Here is a 12,996-nt window from a genome sequence, read left to right on the forward strand (position 1 = left end):
AGACGGGGCGGCCCGGACGGCGGCGACCCGGCGACGGGTGAACGGGAGTGCACAGTGACCCACTCTGGATGGACGACGAGGTCGCCTCGGCACGGTCCTGGTCCTCGCGCTCGTCGCGGCGGTCTTCACCGCTCCCGGCAGCGCCGCGCTGGCCCCCGCCTCGACGGCGTCGGCGGCGGGCGACTCCACGAAGCCGATCGTGTCGTTCCTCGCGCCGACGAGGGGATCCGTCCTGTCCGGCACCACGGTCTTCCGGGCCAGTGCGAAAGACGACGTGGCGGTCACCCAGCTCTCGTTCTGGGAGGGCTCCAAGCGCCTCGGCTACGGTGTCGCCGGAGCCGACGGCTGGACCCTCCCGGTCGACACCCGCACGTTCCCGGAGGGCTCGCACGTCTTCGTGGCGAAGGCGCGCGACGCCGCCGGCAACATCGAGCAGCGCCTCCGTCACCGTGACGGTCTCGCAGGCCGCTGCACCTGCCGCTCCCACGCCCTCCGCCTCGGCGCCCGCGCCCTCCGCGTCCGGGCCGACGACGACGCCGACGCCTCCGACAGCGACGCCGTCCACCCCGTCTCCTCCTGCCGCGCGTCGCCGACGGCACCCGCGCCGTCGGCGACCGCGCCCGCTCCCCCGGACGCGTCGCCGACTCCGACCTCCGCCTCGCCGACGCCGTCGGCGTCGCCCCTCCCCACCACCGGTCCGCCGCCGTCCGCCTCCTCCGCCCCCCTCTCCCCGACGTCGTCAAACCGGTCGCGGCGATCGTCACACCGCGTGACGGAGCGACCGTCGCGGGCAGCGCCACGCTCGTCGCCACCGCGACGGACGCGCACGGCGTGACCAACGTGTCCTTCTGGTCGGGCACCACCCGGGCTCGGCAACGCCGTCATCGGCGGAGGCGGCGAATGGACGCTGATCACGTCGGCCACGGCCCTCGCCCCCGGCCGCCATGTCCTCGTGGCCAAGGCGAGGGACGCCGCGGGCAACATCGGCAGCAGTCGCAGCATCACGATCGACGCCGTCGCCGTCGCAACGACCCCCTCCCCGAGCCCCGGCCCCGGGGCCACCCCGACACCGACCACGTCGACGCCGACGCCCGGCGCGACCCCTGCTCCCACCACGACGCCCGACGCCACCCCGACTCCCACTCCCACCACGACGCCCGACGCCACCCCGACTCCCACCCCACCACGACGCCCGACGCCACCCCGACTCCCACTCCCACCACGACGCCCGTCATCACCCCGACTCCCACTCCCACCACGACGCCCGTCGGGACCCCGACTCCCACTGCCACCACGACGCCGACGGCGGGGCCCACCGCTGCACCCACTCCTCCACTACGCCGACTTCGACTCCGACGCCGACCGCGACGCCGACGCCGACCGCGACACCGACTCCCGCCGCTCCCGGCTCGCCTCCCCTCGCCACCTGGAACTTCACCGAACCCTTCGCGCCGTACTACTCGACGAACGGAGACCTGCCGCTCCTGCAGGCGGGGCGCACGTCGGCGACCCGGACCAGCACGCCCTGGGGGACCGGGGTGACGATGACGGGGACGAGCTACCTCCGCATCCCGGCCGCTCAGACCGGTCGGCTCACCATCGGAGCGACCGGGAACGCGGTCGCGGTCGCGAGCTGGGTGCGGATGACGGACCTCGACACGGGCTTCATCGCCGGCGCCTGGAAGGAGAACTCGGCCGGGCCGACGCGGTCCTATGGGCTCTTCTACGATCTGGGCACCTACGGCGGCAACGAGCGCGCCGCGTTCCACGTGTCGCGCACCGGTGGACCGACGCCGGGCTATCCGTACTCGCGCGACTACTCCGCGTCGGGGGACACCTTCAGCCGGAATGTGTGGCAGTTGCACGTGGGCACCTACGACGGGGCCGCAGCCGTCTCCTACCTGAACGGCCGAGCGGTGGCCTACCCGGTGTTCACCGACAACAAGGGCGCCACCTACGCGAAGAACCCCTATCTGTTCGCGGACGGCCTGAATCCGCTGCCGGGCGACTTCACCGTCGGCGGGGTCGAGCTCACGAGGGGGCCGGGCAACTACGCGATCGGCACCCTCGCGAAGGTCCGGGTCTGGGATCGTGCGCTCAGCGCCGACGAGGTGCGCGCCCTCTACGAGGCGGAGCGACCGACGCGCCTCCTCGGCTGAGGCCGCCCGTCAGCGACCGGCGCGGAGCCAGGCCAGCACGGCCAGGACCCGCCGGTGGTCCGACCCGGAGTCCTCCAGGCCGAGCTTCTGGAAGATCGCCGTGACGTTCTTCTCGACCGCGCCCACTCCGATGAAGAGGGAGGAGGCGATGCCCGCGTTCGTGCGCCCCTGGGCCATCGCCTCGAGCACCTCGCGCTCGCGCGGGGTCAGCGAGGCGAGGGGATCGCGCTGGCGCTGCAGGAGGGAGGCGACGACGTGCGGATCCAGGACCGTCCCGCCCGCCGCGACGCGCTCGACGGCGTCGCGCAGCTCGTCGACCGACGCGACCCTGTCCTTGAGGAGGTAGCCCAAACCGCCCTCCCCCGATCCGAGGAGCTCGTGCGCGTAGGTCACCTCGACGTACTGGCTCAGGAGCAGCACGGCGACCGAGGGGTGGGCGCTGCGGATCCCGATCGCGGCGCGCACGCCCTCGTCGCGGAAGGTCGGCGGCATCCGCACGTCGAGGACCGCCACATCGATGGACGCGGGTCCTCGGCGAGCCGGGCGACGAGGCCCTCGGCGTCCCCGAACGAACCGACGACGGAGAGACCCGCGTCCTCGAAGAGGCGGACGAGCCCTCGCGCAGGAGGACGGAGTCCTCGGCGACGGCGACGCGGATCACGGAGGAGGAGGGCACTCCCTCAGCCTAGGGCGGCGGATCCGTCAGCTCCGGGCTCGCGGCGTCCCGCGCCCGGAAGGGCACATGGACCCCGATGGTCGTCCCTCCCCCGATCGGCGAGTCCACGCGCAGCACGCCGCGAAGTCCGCAGGAAGCCTTTCCTCGACGCCCTCGAGACCGTGACCGGGCACGGCGCCCGCGCCGCCGACTCCGTCATCGATCACCCACGCGTCGAGCCACCGCTCGCCGGTCGTGCGCGCCTCGCGCACGTCGAGGTGGACGCGCACCCGCTGCGCGGAGGCGTGCTTCGTCGCGTTGGCGAGCAGCTCGGCGACGACGAAGTAGACGCTGCGCTCGACCTCCGGCGGCACTCCTCGACCGGGCGGTCGACCAGGACGTCCACCGGCACCGGGCTGAGTGCGGCGAGGAGTGCACGGCGGCCTCGAATCCGCGGTCCTGCAGGATCGGCGGCGCCACCCCGGGACAGCGCACGCAGCTCGTCGAGCGCGGTGCGCACGTGCTCGCGGGCCTGCGCGAGGAGTGCGACGGCCGACTCCGGATCCGACACGACACGGCGCTCCGCCGAGGCCAGATCCATCTGGACGCGGATGAGGCGCTGCTGCGGTCCGTCGTGGATGTCGCGCTCGAGTCGACGCAGCTCCCGGTCCTCGGCGGCGACCGCGGCGCCGCGCGAGGCGCTCAGCTCCTCGACCTCGCGCTGGAGCGCCTCCGATCCCCAGGGGCCGAGCAGGAGCCGGTCGACGAGGTACCGCGCGAGGGTGAGACCGCGGGTGGCGAAGGGAGCGTCGAGGACGAAGAGAACGACCACCGCGATCGCCGCGAGGGTCACGAGCACGGCCGGCGGCTCCGGCACTCCGAGCAGCGAGGCCGCTCGCGAGGCGATCCAGCGGGCAGCGGTGGCCGAGCCCGCACCCGAGCCGTCCAGCGCCGACACCAGGGTGCCGACGCCGGCCCAGGTCCAGAGGGCGAGGACGGCGCCGAACACGACGGCCAGCAGAGGCGACGACCAGCGCGTGCAGCAGCGCGAGCCAGTAGTGGCCGTCGATGACCGGCCCGTAGAGAGCGTGGGTCGCGGGAGGGACACCGGGCGGGGCCCGACGCGTGCGCGGCTCGGGGATGTCGGGCCGGCCGGCGATCCGGTTGATCCCCCGGGTCCCGCGCGCGAAGAAGCGGGCGACGATCAGGGCGACCGGGAGGAAGACCAGCCCGATCAGCACGCCGATCAGTCCCAGCGCCGCGACCAGGGCGAGACCGACCGCGAGCGCTCCTGCGAGGGTGAACGGGACGGCGATCACGAGCGCGAGGGCCTCCTCGGCACGTCGCGCCACAGACGGAGGTACGCGCGGGTCGCCTCCGCGAGCGGTGTCGTCGCGGCGCTCATCCGACCTCCTCCGCGCCCGACCTCGGAGCGGAGCGCGTCTTCGAGCGTATCGGCGCGACGTCGCGTGGACCCGGGGGCGGACCCCCGTTGCGTGCCGAGGGACGGCCCCTGAAGCCCAGGCCAGCCTGTCCTTCACCCCGCGTTAGCGGAGCCTCCGCTTCCTTGCGGCGGCGCGGCTGCGGCGTACAGTTGACGATCAGTCACCCCCTCTCGAAAGGACCCGATCGATGTCCACTGCATCCGTCACGTCGCTCACCTCGTCGAACCCGGATGTCGCATCCGGAGTCGCTCAGTTCCTCAGCCCCGTCGTCGTCGAGATGACCGCGCTGGCCGTCAACGGCAAGCAGGCGCACTGGCACGTCCGCGGTGCCAACTTCATCGGGGTCCACGAGCTCCTCGACACGATCGTCGCCCACTCGATCGAGTGGGCCGACCTCGCGGCGGAGCGCGTCGTCGCCCTCGGACTCCCGGTCGACGCCCGCATCCAGACCGTCGCCTCCGCGACGAGGACGCAGCCGCTCACCCCCGGCTTCCAGCGCCTGGAGAACGCCATCGTCGAGATCATCACCCAGATGGACGTCGCGATCGCCACGGTCAACCACCGCCATCGCCGAGCTCGCCGAGATCGACGCGAGCAGCCAGGACGTCGCCATCGAGATCGGCCGCGGCCTCGAGAAGGACCGCTGGTTCCTCTTCGCCCACGTCAGCGAGAGCTGAGCCCCGCTCCTCACCGCCTCCACGGCCCGCTCGATCCTCGGATCGGCGGGGCCGGTCGGCGTTCGCGCTCTCAGCTCCCGTGCGTGAAGCGCCCGGCCAGGAGGGTGGCCGTGACGGGCATCCCGCGCAGCTCCTCGGGGGTGGCCGTGAGCGGATCGCGCTCGACGACGACCAGATCCGCGACATCCCCCGCCTGCGGCTGCAGCCGGCGCACCCGGGTGGAGGCGGTGATCGCCTCCTGCACGCTCAGCCGCTGCTCGGGATGCCAGGGCTCGTCGCCGGGCCGGGCCCTGGCCACGGCAGCCGCCATCGCGACCCACGGGTCAAGCGGAGCCACGGGCGCGTCGGAGCCGAGCACGACGGTCGCTCCGGAGTCGATCAGCGACCGCAGCGCGAACGCCCGCCCGGTGCGCCCCGCCCAGTAGCGGTCGGCGACGTCGCGGTCGTCGAGAGCGTGCTCGGGCTGCACTCCGGCGACGACGCCGAGGCGGGCGAACCGCGGGATGTCGACGTCCGCCAGCAGCTGCGCGTGCTCGATCCGCCCGCCGCCGACCCGGCCGAGCGCGTCGAGTGCGAGCGAGGCCGCCGCATCGCCGATGGCGTGCACGGTCGGGCGGATCCCGGCGGCCACGGCGCGGTGCAGGAGGGCGTCGAGCTCGTCGGGGTCGACGGTCAGGACCCCGCGGCCGCCGTCGGCGCCGGGGTAGGGGTGGTCGCAGTACGCCGTCCGGGTGTTGAGGGAGCCGTCAATCAGGACCTTGAGCGGACCCATCCGGAGAAGGCCCTCTCTCCCGACGAGCTCGTCGCCGGTCCGCAGCCCCGCCTCGATCGCCCGATCGAGGTCGTCGCGGTAGACGCCCGTCTCCACTCGGAGGGACCGGGATGCCCTGTGCGACGCGACGCGGCCAGTCGCCGATGTTCCACCGCATCTCGAGATCGACGACACCGACGACTCCGCGCGAGGCGGCCTGCCGGGCCGCTGCGTCGACCAGGTCGTCGAGCGCCGCGTCCGTCATCGCGCCGAGCGCCGCCACGAGTTCGAAGCACGCCTCCCTCGCGCAGGAGGTCGTCCGTCCACGGCACCGAGTAGCGGCGGAGGGCGGCCGAGTTCAGCCAGGCCGAGTGGAGGTCCCGCCCACCAGCACCACCGGGCGGTCGGGAGCGACCAGGTCCAGCAGGGCGGTCGACGGGACATCGGGCCGCAGACCGTCCCGGTAGCCGAAGCCGACGAGGGTCGACACCGCCCCGGCGGGCGACACGGCGAGACGATCGCGGACCGCCGCGACGACGTCGTCCGCGGTGCCGGCGCTCGAGACGTCCAGCCGCGGCGCTGTCATGGACCACTGGGAGAAGTGCACGTGCTCGTCCCAGAGTCCCGGCAGGAGCCAGCGGCCGTCGAGCTCGTGGACTTCGGCGGCCGGGTCGTCGACGGCCCCGACCGCGTCGATCCGGCCCTCTCGCACCAGGACGTCGACGGGCTCCGCCGAGCCGAGCAGCTCCCGCTCCGCGCAGGAGCAGCGGTGCGCTCGCCATGCGCGTCCGTCTCGCTCACGACTGGCACACCGGGCACCAGCAGAGCTTGCGCGCGCCGATCTCCTCGAGCAGGACGTTCGTGCCGCAGACCCGGCAGGGCAGCCCTTCCCGCTTGTAGACGTAGTTGCGCTCCGCGCGGCTGCGGACGGCCTTCGAGCGCTCCGACGCGGTGAGCCCGCGCCGGGTGATCATCATCCCCGTGCGGATCCCGTCCTCCAGAAGCAGCGCCCAGTCGGCCCAGAGCTCGTTCGCGAGCTCGAGCGGCACCTGCTTGCCGGGAGTGTGGGGGTCGAGGGCCGCGCGGTAGAGCAGCTCCGCCCGGTAGATGTTGCCGATGCCGCTGACGACGGATTGATCCATCAGCACGAGGCCGACCGGGGTCGCGGTCTTGCGCAGCCCTCGTCACGAAGCGGTCGCGGGCGGCGTCGGAGTCGTCCGCGGCCGGGTCGGGGCCCAGGCGCGCGAGCAGCGTCTCGACCTGCGACGGGTCCATCACCTCGCAGGCTGTCGGGCCGCGGAGGTCGGCGACCGTCTCCTCCGTCTGCAGGGCGCACACGGACGGCCCCGATCGGCGGAGGCGGGAACTCGTCGAGATCGGTGTCGGTCTCGTGCTCGGTCTCGGAGAGGCGGACCGCGCGGCGTCGCCGCGGAGCTCGATGCTGCTGCCCGCCTTCCCGTCAGGGAAGAGCGGCGAGACGTGCCCGAGGAAGTCCCAGGCCCCGTAGAGGCCGAGATGGACGTGCAGGAGCAGATCGCCGTCGAAGCGCAGCAGGAGGTGCTTGCCGACCGCCGTGGACTCCAGGACCGTCCGCCCGTCGAGAACGGCGGCGCCCTCGGCGAAGCGGCCCTGCGGACTGCTCACCGCGACGGCGTGCTCGACCAGGTCGCGCTCGAACTGGAGCGCGATGCGGTGGACGGAGTGGCCCTCCGGCACCTAGAGGCTCTTCGCGCTCGAGGTCGACGACGCGGCCGACGATGTCGCCGGTCGCCTCGTACTCGGCGAGCTGGGCGATGCGGCGCACGTGGCGCTCCTCGAAGGTGAAGGGCTCGGCGACGAACGCGTCGATGAAGCCCGTGGCCTCGTCGACGGTGTGCTGGCGCGCGCCGATCGAGATCACGTTGGCGTCGTTGTGCTGGCGGGCGAGCACGGCGGTGCTGAGGTTCCAGACCAGGGCGGCGCGGACGCCGGCGACCTTGTTCGCGGCGATCTGCTCGCCGTTCCCGGAACCGCCGAAGACGACTCCGAGCGCCTGGACGCCGGCCTCCTGGTCGCGGACGACCGCGGCGGCGGCGTTGATGCAGAACGAGGGGTAGTCGTCGAGCGGGTCGTACGACGTCGGGCCGTGGTCGACGACCTCGTGCCCGGCCGCACCGAGGTGCTCGATCAGGTGCCGGCTGAAGTCCAGCCCGGCGTGGTCCGTTGCGATGTGGATGCGCACGCGCTCGTCCTTTGAGAGTGCCGAATCGATGCCCGCTCGAGCGGGCCGGGAGTCAGAGTACCGCCCGGGGAGGGCGGCGGACCTCAGTCGAACTGCGGGTCGCGGGTCCGCGAGCGCTTGAGCTCGAAGAAGCCGTCGTACGAGGCGGCGGCGACGATGCCGTCCCAGAGGGTCAGCGCCTGCTCGCCGCGCGGAGCGGGCGAGAGGACGGGCCCGAAGAAGGCGACGTCTCCGATGGCGATGACGGGGGTGCCGACGTCCTGGCCGACACGGTCGATGCCCTCGAAGTGCGAGGCGCGCATCGGGGCGTCGTACTCGTCGGAGTCCGCGTAGGAGGCCAGCCCGACGGGCAGCCCGAGCTCCTGGAGGGACTCCGCGATGACGGCATCGACGTCGGTGCGGCCGCCCACGTGGATCCGGGTGCCCAGCGCGTCGTAGAGCGGCTTGACCTTCTCGCGGCCCTCGCGCTCGCCCACGGCGGCGACGAGGCGCGTGTAGCGCAGCGCCCGCGGGAGGAAGCTGCGGTACGAGTCGTCGACGTCCTTGTCCTCGTTCAGGACCGCGAGGCTCATGATGCGCCACGTGACGTCGAGGTCACGGGCCGGAGTCACCTCGTCGACGAAGCGGAGGTCATCCAGGCCCAGGGGCAGGAGGGTCGAACCAGAAATCCACGGAGGTCATGCCCTCACGTTACGCCGCCGTCCGCGCCCTCGGTGCGCCTGAGCGCCGCTCGGGTGCGACCGGGCGCTGCGGCCCTAGGCTGGATCGTCGGCGCCCGCACCCCGGCGCCCACCGGCCGCGCCCGAGACGAACGGATGGAGCACCCCGTGCCAGGAGACAACCTCACCCGGACCGAAGCGCAGGAGCGCGCTTCGCTGATCCAGGTCATCGACTACGACGTCACCCTCGACCTCACCCGGGAGCCGAGACGTTCCTCAGCACGACGACCGTGCGCTTCACCGCGAGCGAGGGCGCCTCGTCCTTCATCGACGCGATCACGAGCGCGGTCCACTCGGTGGTGCTGAACGGCGTCGAGCTCGACCCCGCCGACGTCGCCGACGGCGTCCGCATCCGCCTCGACTCGCTCGCGGCCGAGAACGAGCTCACCGTCGTCGCCGACGCGCTGTACACGAACACCGGCGAGGGCCTGCACCGCTTCGTCGACCCCGTCGACGGCGAGGTGTACCTGTACTCGCAGTTCGAGGTGCCGGACTCGCGGCGCATGTTCGCCGTGTTCGAGCAGCCCGACCTCAAGGCGGCGTTCCGCTTCACGGTCACCGCGCCCTCCGCCTGGCAGGTCGTCTCGAACCAGCCGACGCCCGAGCCGGTCCCGGCCGGCGAGGGAACCGCGACCTGGAGCTTCGAGCCCACCCCGCGCATCTCGTCCTACATCACCGCCCTCATCGCGGGCCCGTACGTCGTGGAGCGCGACTCGCTCGTCTCCTCCGACGGCCGCACGGTGCCGCTGGGCGTCTTCGCCCGCGCCTCGCTCGCGCCGCACCTCGACGCCGACTACGTCTTCGAGAAGACCAAGCAGGGCTTCGCCTTCTACGAGGAGAAGTTCGGGGTCCCGTACCCGTTCGACAAGTACGACCAGCTCTTCGTCCCCGAGTTCAACGCCGGAGCGATGGAGAACGCCGGAGCCGTCACGTTCACCGAGACGTACGTGTTCCGCTCGAAGGTCACCGACGCGATCAAGGAGCGCCGGGTCGTCACGATCCTGCACGAGCTCGCGCACATGTGGTTCGGCGACCTCGTCACGATGAAGTGGTGGAACGACCTCTGGCTGAACGAGTCGTTCGCCGAGTACGCCTCCACTCTCGCGACCGCCGAGGGCGACGGGAGTGGACCGAGGCGTGGACGACCTTCGCCGCCATGGAGAAGAGCTGGGCCTACCGGCAGGACCAGCTCCCCTCCACCCACCCGATCGTCGCGACCATCAACGACCTCGAGGACGTGCAGGTCAACTTCGACGGCATCACCTACGCCAAGGGCGCCTCGGTGCTGAAGCAGCTGGTGGCCTGGGTCGGCGAGGAGGAGTTCCTCGCCGGAGTGCACGAGTACTTCGTCAAGCACGCCTTCTCGAACACCGAGCTGAACGACCTGCTGGTCGAGCTGGAGGCCACGAGCGGCCGCGACCTGTCGGAGTGGTCGGCGCAGTGGCTCGAGACGGCCGGCGTCAACACGCTCCGCCCCGAGATCGTCGTCGACGAGTCCGGCTCCATCGCCTCCTTCGCGATCCTGCAGAGCGCCGTCGAGGAGTACCCGACGATCCGCCCGCACCGCCTCGCGATCGGCCTCTACGACTTCGAGGGCGACCGTCTCGTGCGTGTCGACCGCCTCGAGCTCGACGTCGACGGCGAGCGGACCGAGGTTCCGGAGCTCATCGGACGCACGCGTCCCGCTCTCGTGCTTCTGAACGACGACGACCTGGCGTACGCGAAGATCCGTCTCGACGACGCCTCGCTCGCCGTCGCGATCGAGCACCTCGCGAGCATCGAGAGCCCGCTCGCGCGCTCGCTGGTCTGGGGGTCCGCCTGGGACGCGACGCGCGACGCCGAGTCCGCTCCGCGCGACTTCGTCCGCCTGGTGCTGGGCAACATCGCCACCGAGACGGAGTCGACCACGCTGCGCACCGTGCTCGGCCAGCTGGTCACGACCGCCACGCAGTACGTGGCCCCCGAGCACCGCGAGACGACCGTCGCGGAGGTCGGCGACCGGCTCTGGAGCCTGGCGCAGAGCGCCGCGGCCGGGAGCGACGCCCAGTTCCAGTTCGTCAAGTTCTTCGCGGCCGTGGCCTCGACGCCGACTCACCTCGACGCTGTCGATTCTCTCCGCAGCGGAGCCGCCGCGCTCGAGGGCCTCGAGATCGACACGGACCTCTCGTGGGAGCTCCTGATCGCGCTCGTCGCCGGCGGTCGCGCGGGCACCGACGAGATCGACTCCGCGCTGGCTGCCGACAACACGGCGACCGGACAGCAGTCGGCCGCGCACGCCCGCGCCGCCCTGCCCACGGCCGAGGCCAAGCGCGCGGCCTGGGAGTCGGTCACGACCGACGACTCCGCACCGAACACGATCGTCCGGTCGACCGGCCTGGGCTTCCAGCGCACGGCCGACCCGCGTCTGCTCGACCCGATGGTGCCGGTCTACTTCCGGAGCCCTCCGGTCGCTGTGGGAGGCGAAGAGCTACAAGATCGCCGAGTACCTCGTCGTCGGCTTCTACCCGGCCGCTGAGCCCTCTCAGGCGATCGTCGACGCCACTCGGGAGTGGCTCGACGCGAACCCCGAGGTCCCGGCGCTGCGCCGTCTGGTGATCGAGAACCTGGCGGGCGTCGAGCGGGCGCTCCGGGCCCAGGAGCGCGACGCGCGCTGATCCCGGCAGGAGCTGATCGGCCCCGGAGGGGGCGTCGGAGCGATCCGGCGCCCCCTCCGTCGTGCCTACTGCTCCGGCACCGCTCGGCGGGGCTCGCCGTCGTACTGCGAGAGCGGCCGGATCAGCGCGTTGGCACCGCGCTGCTCGATGACGTGCGCGGTCCAGCCCACGACCCGGGCGGCGACGAACAGCGGAGTGAAGACCGCGGTGTCGAAGCCCATCAGCCGGTACGCCGGGCCGGAGGGGTAGTCGAGGTTCGGCAGGATCCCGGTCCGCTCCGCCATCGCCTCGGCGAGGGCGTCGTACAGCTCGACCAGGTCGGTCCGGCCCTCGTGCTCGGCGAGTCGGCGCATCGCGGCGTCCATCGTCGGCACGCGGGAGTCCCCCGACTTGTAGACCCGGTGCCCGAAGCCCATCACCTTGCCCCTGGCGGCGAGCACCGTCGAGAGCCACTCCTCGGACCGGGCGCGGAGTCCGGTCCGACTCCGATCTCGTCGAGGACGTGCAGCACCGCCTCGTTCGCGCCGCCGTGCAGCGGGCCCTTCAGCGCCCCGATCGCGGCCGTCACGGCGGAGTGCAGATCGGACAGCGTCGAGGTCACGACCCGGGCGGTGAAGGTCGAGGCGTTGAACGAGTGCTCGGCGTAGAGGATCAGCGAGACGCGGAACGCGTCGACCACCACGTCGTCCGGGATCTCGCCGAAGGTCGTCCAGAGGAAGTTCCGGCAGTAGTCGAGGTCGTCGCGCGGAGGGACGGGCCTCCTGTCCGCGCCGCCGCCGCTGGGCGTACGCGACGATCCCGGGCAGAGCGGCCCAGAGCCGCACCGAGCGCTCCAGGATCTCCTCCGGGCCGGAGGCGTCCGGCTCCGGATCGAGCGTGCCGAGGACGCTCACCGCGGTGCGCACGACGTCCATCGGATGGGCGCCGAGCGGCAGCAGGTCGACGACCGACCGGACGGCCGGATCCAGGGCGCGGTGCGAGCGCTCGAGCGCCGAGAGCGCTGCCGACTCGTCCGGGGCGGGCAGCTCGCCGTGCCAGAGGAGCCAGGCGACGTCCTCGAACGATCGCGAGGCGGCGAGCTCCTGCACGGGGTACCCGCGGTAGAGCAGGGAGTTCGACTCCGGGTCCACCTTCGAGATCGCCGTGGTGTCGACCACGACCCCGCGAGCCCTTCCTGATGTCCTGACTCGTCGTGCTCATGCGTCGCTCCTTCGCGAGACGGACCCGGCGCGGCGCTGCGCCGGGGAGTGCGGGCGCTCAGCGCGCCGTAGTGGTCGGCCAGGCTGAAGTCGAAGACGCCGTCGTCGAACCGCCCGTAGGCCTCGTAGTCGAGCAGCTCGTAGAGCTCGGCCCGGGTCTGCATCCGCGGCACCTCCGAGCGGAGCGATCCCTCGGCCTTCAGCGCGTCGAGCGCTCATCGCCGCGCCCATCGCGATGCGCAGGAGCGACCACGGGGTAGATCACGATGCTGACCCCCACGTCGGCGAGCTGCTGCGTGGTGAAGAGCTCGCCCTCGCCGAACTCGGTCATGTTCGCGAGCACGGGCACGTCCACGGCGGCGCGCACGGCCTCGAACTCGCTGAGATCGCGCATGGCCTCGGGGAAGATCGCGTCCGCTCCCGCGTCGACCAGGCGCTTCGCCCGGTCGATCGCCGACTGCAGGCCCTCGAGCGCCCGGATGTCCGTGCGCGCCATGATGACCGAGGTCCGGATCG

At 72.5% G+C, this 12,996-nt stretch carries 9 protein-coding genes and 7 pseudogenes; 5 read left to right on the plus strand and 11 right to left on the minus strand.

Going from position 1 to position 12,996, the window contains the following annotated elements; all coding sequences use genetic code 11:
• Window positions 1-199: 199 nt before the first annotated feature.
• From AC0CII_RS05620 to AC0CII_RS05630, 3 genes are read left to right on the plus strand one after another with little or no spacing between them, the layout of a single operon-like run.
• Window positions 200-835, plus strand: a complete 636-nt coding sequence (locus AC0CII_RS05620; protein ID WP_465228827.1) for an Ig-like domain-containing protein — start codon at window positions 200-202, stop codon at window positions 833-835.
• On the plus strand, window positions 757-1,542 hold the full coding sequence (locus tag AC0CII_RS05625; protein ID WP_465229061.1) for an Ig-like domain-containing protein: 786 nt from the start codon (window positions 757-759) through the stop codon (window positions 1,540-1,542). Before AC0CII_RS05620 ends, AC0CII_RS05625 begins: the two co-directional genes overlap by 79 nt.
• Window positions 1,543-1,544: 2 nt before the next feature.
• Window positions 1,545-2,159, plus strand: coding sequence for a LamG-like jellyroll fold domain-containing protein (locus tag AC0CII_RS05630; protein WP_465229062.1), 615 nt, complete (start codon window positions 1,545-1,547; stop codon window positions 2,157-2,159).
• 9 nt (window positions 2,160-2,168) lie between these two features.
• On the opposite strand, the pseudogene AC0CII_RS05635 reads toward AC0CII_RS05630, so the two are convergent.
• From AC0CII_RS05635 to AC0CII_RS05645, 3 genes and pseudogenes are all read right to left on the minus strand, one after another.
• Window positions 2,169-2,835 (minus strand): annotated as a pseudogene (locus tag AC0CII_RS05635) (response regulator transcription factor).
• A 202-nt stretch (window positions 2,836-3,037) separates the two neighbouring features.
• On the minus strand, window positions 3,038-3,823 hold the full coding sequence (locus AC0CII_RS05640; RefSeq protein WP_465228828.1) for a histidine kinase: 786 nt from the start codon (window positions 3,821-3,823) through the stop codon (window positions 3,038-3,040).
• Window positions 3,824-3,890: 67 nt separating this feature from the next.
• Window positions 3,891-4,166: pseudogene (locus tag AC0CII_RS05645) on the minus strand (hypothetical protein); the annotation flags it as partial.
• 280 nt (window positions 4,167-4,446) lie between these two features.
• On the opposite strand from AC0CII_RS05645, the pseudogene AC0CII_RS05650 reads away from it, so the two are divergent.
• Window positions 4,447-4,936: pseudogene (locus tag AC0CII_RS05650) on the plus strand (Dps family protein).
• A gap of 70 nt (window positions 4,937-5,006) precedes the next feature.
• On the opposite strand, the gene AC0CII_RS05655 reads toward AC0CII_RS05650, so the two are convergent.
• The 5 genes and pseudogenes from AC0CII_RS05655 to AC0CII_RS05675 all read right to left on the minus strand — a co-directional run bounded on the left by AC0CII_RS05655 (window position 5,007) and on the right by AC0CII_RS05675 (window position 8,519).
• Window positions 5,007-5,882 carry an amidohydrolase family protein gene (locus AC0CII_RS05655; protein ID WP_465228829.1) on the minus strand — a complete coding sequence of 292 codons (876 nt, stop codon included), beginning with the start codon at window positions 5,880-5,882 and terminating at the stop codon, window positions 5,007-5,009.
• Between the two features lie 163 nt (window positions 5,883-6,045).
• Window positions 6,046-6,399 (minus strand): hypothetical protein, encoded by a 354-nt coding sequence (locus AC0CII_RS05660; protein WP_465228830.1) that lies wholly within the window; start codon window positions 6,397-6,399, stop codon window positions 6,046-6,048.
• 85 nt (window positions 6,400-6,484) lie between these two features.
• Window positions 6,485-7,403: pseudogene (locus tag AC0CII_RS05665) on the minus strand (Fpg/Nei family DNA glycosylase).
• 25 nt (window positions 7,404-7,428) lie between these two features.
• Window positions 7,429-7,908, minus strand: a pseudogene (locus AC0CII_RS05670) (ribose-5-phosphate isomerase); the annotation flags it as partial.
• Window positions 7,909-7,991: 83 nt separating this feature from the next.
• Window positions 7,992-8,519, minus strand: coding sequence for a mycothiol-dependent nitroreductase Rv2466c family protein (locus tag AC0CII_RS05675; protein WP_465228831.1), 528 nt, complete (start codon window positions 8,517-8,519; stop codon window positions 7,992-7,994).
• Window positions 8,520-8,735: 216 nt separating this feature from the next.
• Here AC0CII_RS05675 and pepN point away from each other — a divergent pair.
• A pseudogene (pepN, locus tag AC0CII_RS05680) lies at window positions 8,736-11,281 on the plus strand (aminopeptidase N).
• A 65-nt stretch (window positions 11,282-11,346) separates the two neighbouring features.
• Here the strand turns inward: pepN and AC0CII_RS05685 are convergent.
• The 3 genes and pseudogenes from AC0CII_RS05685 to AC0CII_RS05695 form a co-directional block, all read right to left on the minus strand.
• Window positions 11,347-12,481: pseudogene (locus AC0CII_RS05685) on the minus strand (bifunctional 2-methylcitrate synthase/citrate synthase).
• Window positions 12,478-12,699 carry a hypothetical protein gene (locus AC0CII_RS05690; protein ID WP_465228832.1) on the minus strand — a complete coding sequence of 74 codons (222 nt, stop codon included), beginning with the start codon at window positions 12,697-12,699 and terminating at the stop codon, window positions 12,478-12,480. The pseudogene AC0CII_RS05685 and the gene AC0CII_RS05690 overlap by 4 nt, the downstream one beginning before the upstream one ends.
• Entirely contained in the window at window positions 12,680-12,976 is a 297-nt protein-coding gene (locus AC0CII_RS05695) for an isocitrate lyase/phosphoenolpyruvate mutase family protein (protein ID WP_465228833.1), read from the minus strand. The genes AC0CII_RS05690 and AC0CII_RS05695 overlap by 20 nt, the downstream gene beginning before the upstream one ends.
• Between the last annotated feature and the right edge of the window lie 20 nt (window positions 12,977-12,996).

It is taken from the genome of Rathayibacter sp. AC182 (assembly GCF_979253875.1).